The organism is Pseudarthrobacter sp. NKDBFgelt, from assembly GCF_046097905.1.
In the GTDB taxonomy this organism is placed as follows: domain Bacteria; phylum Actinomycetota; class Actinomycetes; order Actinomycetales; family Micrococcaceae; genus Arthrobacter; species Arthrobacter polychromogenes.
Genome location: NZ_JBJURL010000022.1, coordinates 44,886 through 51,298, shown reverse-complemented (window position 1 = coordinate 51,298; position 6,413 = coordinate 44,886). Strand labels below are relative to the sequence as shown.

Genomic DNA, 6,413 nt, shown 5'->3' with positions numbered 1-6,413 from the left:
GGGCACGGGCAGCGCTGCGGCACACGCGCCCGTGCACGAACCCGCACCGCTCACTTCCTGACGGCCCGCGCCAGGAAGTCCGGTCAGCCCAGCAGCCCCAGCTCTTCAAAAGCGAGTGCCACGCCGTTGCCTGCCGGCCCGGCGGTGGTCCGGTCCGCGACGGCCAGCACCGCAGGGTGTCCGCCTTCCACGGCGATGCCCACACCTGCGTACTCCAGCATCTCAATGTCGTTGGCGCTGTCCCCAATGGCCACAATGTCCGCGCGGTCAAGGCCCAGGTGCTCCTCCACCACCTGGATGCCCACGGCCTTGTGCGTTCCGGCCATGAAGATCTCGCCGGCCCGGTCGCCTAGGGCGGACAACGAACTGGGAATCAGGCCCACCTGCGGCCCGAGCCCCGCCACCAGCTGCGTCAGCGGAACCGGGGAATCAAAGCAGGATATTTTGGCGTAGGACGTGGAGCGGAGGTCGTCGCTGTACTGCATGGGCCCCAGGATGTCCTCCAGGGGATCAACATCGGTGCTGAGGACCCCGTCGTGCTGCGGGCGCCCGGCGAAGATAGGGCCGAGCACCTCCCGCAGCCTCTGGTCCACGCCCGTCCGGCCGTGCAGCGCCTCGGGTGCTTCCAGGATGTAGGCGGCACCATGTGCGTCCAGTGTTTCCACGATGAGGGCTGCCAGGTCCGGGTCGAAGCGGGTGTCCTTCAGGACTTCTCCCCCGAGCTCCACCCGGGCGCCGGCGCCGGTGATGCTGCCGTCGAAGCCGGCTTCCAGGATGTGGGTTGGGACCATGGACAGCGGCCGCCCGGTGCAGACGAAAACCAGGTGTCCCAGCCGGCGTGCTGTCCGGACCGCGTCGACGTGCGCGGCAGGCGCCAGTCCGTGGTCCGCGTAGGTGCCGTCGATGTCGAGGAAGATGGCACGTGGCCGAGTGGTCTGCTGGCTGCACATGCCGGAACTCCTTGGTTTGTTGCGGGGACAGTCAATCCTATCGAAGCCGATCCCCTGCTGCCCGGGCGGGAATTCACAACCAATAAGCGGAAGTGGTGCATTCCAGCCGGCAAAACTGACAGTCATCCCGTGATAATCAAACTCTTGCAGAGCAGTAAGCACGCTGATTGAATTATGGAACCGGAAATGGGGGCCCGGCACAACTTACTGACAAGGAGTGACAACATGGGCATTCTCGGATTTCTCATTTTGGGCCTGATCGCCGGAGCCATTGCAAAGGCCATCCTGCCCGGCCGCCAAGGCGGAGGCTGGGTGGTCACCCTGGTCCTCGGCGTTGTCGGTGCCATCCTGGGCGGCTGGATCGGTTCGCTGATCTTCGGCGGAGGCCTGGCCGAGTTCTTCGATATCCGCACCTGGCTGCTGGCAATTCTTGGTTCAATCATCGTGCTGCTGGTTTATGGTGCAGTCACTAACCGCAGCTCCCGCCGGGCATAGCGGCCCCTTTATTCATACAACCAAAAAGCGCTGTCCTCCATGCGGGGGCAGCGCTTTTGCGTTGGCGCTGCAAGGACCGCCAATGGGCCCGCAGCAGTCCGCCCGGAACCGGTTCCGGGCAGCCGGCCCCATTTCAGCTTCTGCGCTCTATGATGTCCGAGGGGGGTGGTGTGTTGACTGATTCTTGGAACCACAGCACGGGTGCGGCAGCAGAAACTTTCGGAACTGTCCTGGATGCGAGCCCGGACGCGCTGCTGGCCATAGCGGCGGATGGCAGCATCGCGATGGCCAACGCCGCAGCCGGGAGGCTGTTCGGCTATACGGCCAGCGACCTAACCGGGCGGGACCACCGTACACTTCTCGCTGAAGGCTTCCGCAGCGAAGCGGACCAGCTTTTCGCCCGGCTCCGTGCCCTGCCCGGGGACCATCCGCCGCCGCGGGAAATCTACGGGCTGCACAGCAACGGAACGGAATTCCCTGCCGAGGCAACGGGATCATTGTTGCTGTGGGATGCGGCACCGCTTTTCCCTCCAGCACCTCCGCAGGCTGAGGGAGCTTGGCAAGCTCCGGACGGGAAGCCGGGACCGGACGACGGCGACCGCGCGCATCCGCTGCTCCTGCTCTCGGTCCGGGACACTTCCCACCGCCAGGCCGCGGACGCCGACCTGCGGGAAGCGATGTCCCTGCTGACCGCCACGCTGGAATCCACCGCGGACGGCATCCTGGTGATGAGCTCTGAGGGCAGGGTGGCCGGTTTCAATGACCAGTTCCTCACCATGTGGGGCATCCCGCCGGCACTCATGGAAGGTGACACTGAAGAGCCCATCATGCGGCTTATCATCGAGCAGGTTGCGGATCCCGCCGGCTTCCTCACGCGGGTGAGCGCGCTGGAGGATGACCCTGCAGCAGAAAGCCACGACGTCCTGGACTTCACGGACGGGCGAACCTTTGAACGGTATTCGCGGCCGCAGCGGGTGGGCGACAAAATCGTGGGGCGGGTGTGGAGTTTCCGGGACGTCACGCCACGGCGCCAGGCCCAGGAACAAGCCCACCAGGCCATGATTGACCTGGCCGCGCAGGCCGAGAAGCTGCGGGCGATGGCGTTCCAGGACCCGCTGACGGGACTGGCCAACAGGGCGGTGTTCAACGACGCCCTGGCTAATGCCCTGCGGGAACCGCGGCTCAAGGCCGTTGACGTCCTGCTCCTGGATTTGGACGACTTCAAGGAAGTCAATGACATCCTTGGCCACCAGGCCGGCGACGACATGCTGGTTGAAGTGGCCCGGAGGCTCCGTGGCTGCACCCCCACGGCCGATGTGGTGGCCCGGCTGGGCGGAGACGAGTTTGTGGTGCTCCTGACCGCCTGCCCGGATGCGGATGCGATCGCCGAATGCATCGTCCGGTGCCTGCACGTTCCCGTCACCATCCAGGGCACGGTCCTGCGGCCGAGCCTCAGCCTGGGGCTCGCGTCGCTGGGCCGGGACAGCGTGGGCGCCTCAGAGCTGCTCCGGCAGGCGGACATCTCGATGTATGCGGCGAAGGCCGCCGGCAAGAACCGGTTCCTGCGGTTCCATCCGGACATGATGACGGCCCTGGTGCAGCGGACCCACATGGAGGCCGGCCTGCAGCTGGCCGTGGCCCGGGGCGAAATCACGGTGGATTTCCAGCCGATAGTTTCCCACCGCATGGGCCAGGTGGTCACGTTCGAGGCACTGGCCCGGTGGGACAGGGACGGCGGGCGCGTCCCGCCGTCGGTCTTTATCCCTCTGGCCGAACGCACGGGGCTCATCAACGAAATCGGCGCTGAAGTGATGGCGCTGGGCATGGTGCAGCTGGCACCGTGGCTGAGCGAGGACCCTTCCCGGTCGCTCGCCGTGAACGTTTCGGGGGTCCAGCTGCAGGATCCCCTGTTTGCCCAGACGGTCCTCCGGCTTGCGGAAGCCAGCGGCGTCGCCGCCTACCAGCTGGTCCTTGAGGTCACCGAGAGCGTGTTTTTCGACGCCGACTGCAGCCTCATCAAACAGCTCAGCACGCTGCGGGATGAGGGAGCCAGGGTTGCCCTGGACGACTTTGGCACCGGCTATTCCTCCCTGGGCAGGCTGCAGGACCTGCCGGTGGACACGGTGAAGATCGACAAGACCTTCATCTCCATGGTGCGCACCGGAAGCGAGCGGCTGCCCATCCTCAGCTCCATGATCAACATGGCCCACAGCCTGGGTTTGACCGTTACCGCGGAAGGTGTGGAAACGGCGGCGCAGGCGGATTACCTTGCGGCCCTGGAGTGCGATTCGCTGCAGGGATACCTGTTTTCGCTGCCGCAGCCGGGCCGGCGGATGGAGAAGGCGCTGCAGCAGGCGGAGGAAGCCCTCACCGCACTGAAGGAACGGTAGGAAGGACGACGGCGGGAGGCCGGCTAAGCGGCCTGCTTGCGGCCAGCCTGTTTCGCGGTTTTCTTCGGCTGGGATGCTGCGGGTGCAGGCGGCGCTGCGTGCTGGACTGCCGGTTCTTCGCCTGCATGCCCGGGCACCACCTGCTGGACGATTGAATCTTGGTCTTCCAGGTACCCGGCGTAGGCCGTTTCGGCGTCGCGGTTGCGGCGCCAGCGGCGGAGCAGGTCGGCGGCGGCCAGGATGCCCGCCAGCGGGGTGAGGACCGCAGCCGCGTAGACAAACAGCATCCAGGTCAGGGTGGTCAGCGGAGGCTGGTTGTTGTGCAGGAGGGACAGCCCGCCCAGGAGTCCCACGGCCCAGAACAGCAGCACGGCAGTAAGGACTGCGGCGGCCGGAAAATACTGGTTGCTCACGATCTTTTTCAGGGTTTCCATGCACTTTCCTCCTGCCTGGCCGGGGTACGGCAACAGCCGCTCACCACAAGTATGGGGCTCAGGATCAGCCAAACCGTGCAAGACGCCTCGGCGAGTGATGAACGTTACTGGCGCGGCCGCCGTCGTCCGCTGTTGCAGGGATCTTCCGCTGGTTCAAGGGGCGCACTAGCGTGGGGCGTGTCCGCTCACAAAGCCTTGCAGGAGGTCCCCATGCGCAAAGTCACTGCCGGCCTGTTCCACTCCGTGGACGGCGTGGTGTCCGATCCCTATAAGTTCCAGTTCGACAGCTTTGACGACGAGCTGGGAGCCGGCCTGACCACCATGATGGAAACGGTGGACACGGTGGTGCTGGGCCGGATCAGCTACCAGGAGTGGGCCGGGTACTGGCCCACCGCGCCCGTGGACGAGGACTTTGCCGCCTTCATCAACCCGGTGGAGAAGTTCGTGGCGTCGCGGACCCTGGCGGAACCTCTCGAGTGGCAGAACTCGCGGCTGATGGACGCGCCGCTGGAGGAGTTCGTCGCGGGGCTCAAGGAGCCCGACGGCGGGGAAATTGCCGTGTGCGGCAGCATCTCGATCACGCGGCAGCTGCTGTTCGCCGGCCTGCTGGATTCCTTGACGCTCATGACCCACCCGGTGGTGGCAGGGAGCGGCCGGCGCCTCTTCCAGGACGGCGACCCCACCACAAGGCTTGTGCTTCTGGACCAGTCCCGGACCAGCAAGGGCAACGTGATCAGCACCTACGGGCGGCTTGGGGCGTAGGCCCTACTCACCGTCCCGCGACTGTGACAGGGTTTGGATATGGGTAAAGACATTATTGGGCCTGACGACGAGGCCGTGCCCGGCACTGGCGTCAATGACCATGCCTGGGAGCGGGAACACCGGCATCCCACCCCGGAGCAGGCCCGGTCCATCGGGTACCGGCGCAGGGACGCCGAAGCGAAACTTGAGCAGCACCAGCAGGAGGCCCGGGAGAAGGCTGAACACGCGGAGGAACAGGACACCCCGGACAAGGACACCAATCAAAAGGACACCAAGGAAGAGGGCGGCTAAGGACCGTCAGGTCCAGCGCCTCCCAGATTCAGCGCTGCGCGGCAATGGCCTGTCCGACGGCGGCGATGTCCGCTGGCGTCGTGCGGCAGCATCCGCCGATGATGCGGGCGCCATGGTTCAGCCAGGTGGCGGCCCCGCCGGCGGGGTCCACGGGGTGCGCGTCCCCGTTTCCCCCTCCGGGCGCAGTGGTTGGGCCCCAGGTTTTGGTGACGGGATCATAGGTTTCGCCTGAGTTGGGGTAGGCAACCAGCGGCTTGTCCGTCGCGCTGTGGAGGGCGGCGAGCGCGGGGGTGACCAGGTGAAGCGGCACGCAGTTCACGCCAATCGCGGCCACCAGGGGGTGTGCGTCAAGGAGACCTGCCACTGCCGTGAGCGGGGTGCCGTCGCTGACATGGGCGCCGTCCCGCAGGGAGAAGGAGAACCAGGATTCGACGCCGAACTCCTCTGTGAGTGCCGCCAGCGCCTCGGCTTCGGCGAACGACGGGAGCGTCTCGCAGGCCAGGAAGTCCACACCGGCAGCGACGAGTGCGGCGACCCTTGGCCGGTGGAAGTCCATGAACTCCTCTTTCCCCAGCATGTAGTCGCCGCGGTACTCCGAGCCGTCTGCCAGGTAGGCGCCGTAAGGACCCACGGACCCGGCGATGAGCAGCGCGCCTGCGCCCGGGGTGGCAGCCAGATGGGCGCGGCGGGCCTCATCCGCCAGCCGGACCGACAACGCCACCAACTCCAGGGCATCCTGCCCGCTCATCCCCCGCCGGGCAAATCCCTGCGGCGTTGCCTGGTAGCTGGCGGTGGTGGCAATCCTGGCACCCGCGGAGAAGTAGTCGCGGTGGACGTCCCTGATCAGGAGCGGGTCTTCGAGCAGCACTTTGGCCGACCACAGGGGATCGTCGAGGTTGCAGCCGCGGGCCTCGAGTTCCGTGGCCAGGGCGCCGTCGGTCACGAGGTGTTCCCCGGATTCCAGCAAGGACGAGAGCTGCATGGTCGAAGGCATAGTAGTCATAATACGCATTTGCCTATGCTTGTAATGATTATTTCTTTCTGTCACGATGGCTGGCAGCCGTCACCCGGCGGAGGAAAGAGGCAGGGTT

General features: G+C 66.0%; 7 protein-coding genes. 4 read left to right on the top strand and 3 right to left on the bottom strand.

What is annotated here, in order from left to right; all coding sequences use genetic code 11:
* Positions 1-83 precede the first annotated feature (83 nt).
* On the bottom strand, positions 84-950 hold the full coding sequence (locus tag ACKAE7_RS08250; RefSeq protein ID WP_188730466.1) for an HAD family hydrolase: 867 nt from the start codon (positions 948-950) through the stop codon (positions 84-86).
* A 225-nt stretch (positions 951-1,175) separates the two neighbouring features.
* Here ACKAE7_RS08250 and ACKAE7_RS08245 point away from each other — a divergent pair, with 225 nt between their 5' ends.
* Entirely contained in the window at positions 1,176-1,445 is a 270-nt protein-coding gene (locus ACKAE7_RS08245) for a GlsB/YeaQ/YmgE family stress response membrane protein (RefSeq protein ID WP_174175383.1), read from the top strand.
* Positions 1,446-1,618: 173 nt separating this feature from the next.
* Positions 1,619-3,835: an EAL domain-containing protein gene (locus ACKAE7_RS08240; protein ID WP_408978914.1), complete on the top strand. Its 2,217-nt coding sequence runs from the start codon at positions 1,619-1,621 to the stop codon at positions 3,833-3,835.
* 23 nt (positions 3,836-3,858) lie between these two features.
* Here ACKAE7_RS08240 and ACKAE7_RS08235 read toward each other — a convergent pair whose 3' ends face one another.
* Positions 3,859-4,269 carry a hypothetical protein gene (locus tag ACKAE7_RS08235; RefSeq protein ID WP_188809136.1) on the bottom strand — a complete coding sequence of 137 codons (411 nt, stop codon included), beginning with the start codon at positions 4,267-4,269 and terminating at the stop codon, positions 3,859-3,861.
* 210 nt (positions 4,270-4,479) lie between these two features.
* Here ACKAE7_RS08235 and ACKAE7_RS08230 point away from each other — a divergent pair, with 210 nt between their 5' ends.
* Together ACKAE7_RS08230 and ACKAE7_RS08225 are read left to right on the top strand one after the other, a co-directional pair.
* A complete protein-coding gene (locus ACKAE7_RS08230; protein WP_190610887.1) occupies positions 4,480-5,031 on the top strand; it encodes a dihydrofolate reductase family protein in 552 nt (183 codons plus the stop codon).
* Between the two features lie 39 nt (positions 5,032-5,070).
* Positions 5,071-5,322: a hypothetical protein gene (locus tag ACKAE7_RS08225; RefSeq protein WP_190610890.1), complete on the top strand. Its 252-nt coding sequence runs from the start codon at positions 5,071-5,073 to the stop codon at positions 5,320-5,322.
* A gap of 28 nt (positions 5,323-5,350) precedes the next feature.
* On the opposite strand, the gene mmuM is transcribed toward ACKAE7_RS08225, so the two are convergent.
* Positions 5,351-6,316 carry a homocysteine S-methyltransferase gene (gene mmuM, locus ACKAE7_RS08220; RefSeq protein ID WP_408978916.1) on the bottom strand — a complete coding sequence of 322 codons (966 nt, stop codon included), beginning with the start codon at positions 6,314-6,316 and terminating at the stop codon, positions 5,351-5,353.
* Between the last annotated feature and the right edge of the window lie 97 nt (positions 6,317-6,413).

Excerpts from the sequence above, each read along its gene's own strand:
- ACKAE7_RS08250 (WP_188730466.1), bottom strand. The coding sequence starts at position 950 with ATGTGCAGCCAGCAGACCACTCGGCCACGTGCCATCTTCCTCGACATC.
- ACKAE7_RS08245 (WP_174175383.1), top strand. The coding sequence starts at position 1,176 with ATGGGCATTCTCGGATTTCTCATTTTGGGCCTGATCGCCGGAGCCATT.
- ACKAE7_RS08235 (WP_188809136.1), bottom strand. The coding sequence starts at position 4,269 with ATGGAAACCCTGAAAAAGATCGTGAGCAACCAGTATTTTCCGGCCGCC.
- ACKAE7_RS08230 (WP_190610887.1), top strand. The coding sequence starts at position 4,480 with ATGCGCAAAGTCACTGCCGGCCTGTTCCACTCCGTGGACGGCGTGGTG.
- ACKAE7_RS08225 (WP_190610890.1), top strand. The coding sequence starts at position 5,071 with ATGGGTAAAGACATTATTGGGCCTGACGACGAGGCCGTGCCCGGCACT.
- mmuM (WP_408978916.1), bottom strand. The coding sequence starts at position 6,316 with ATGCCTTCGACCATGCAGCTCTCGTCCTTGCTGGAATCCGGGGAACAC.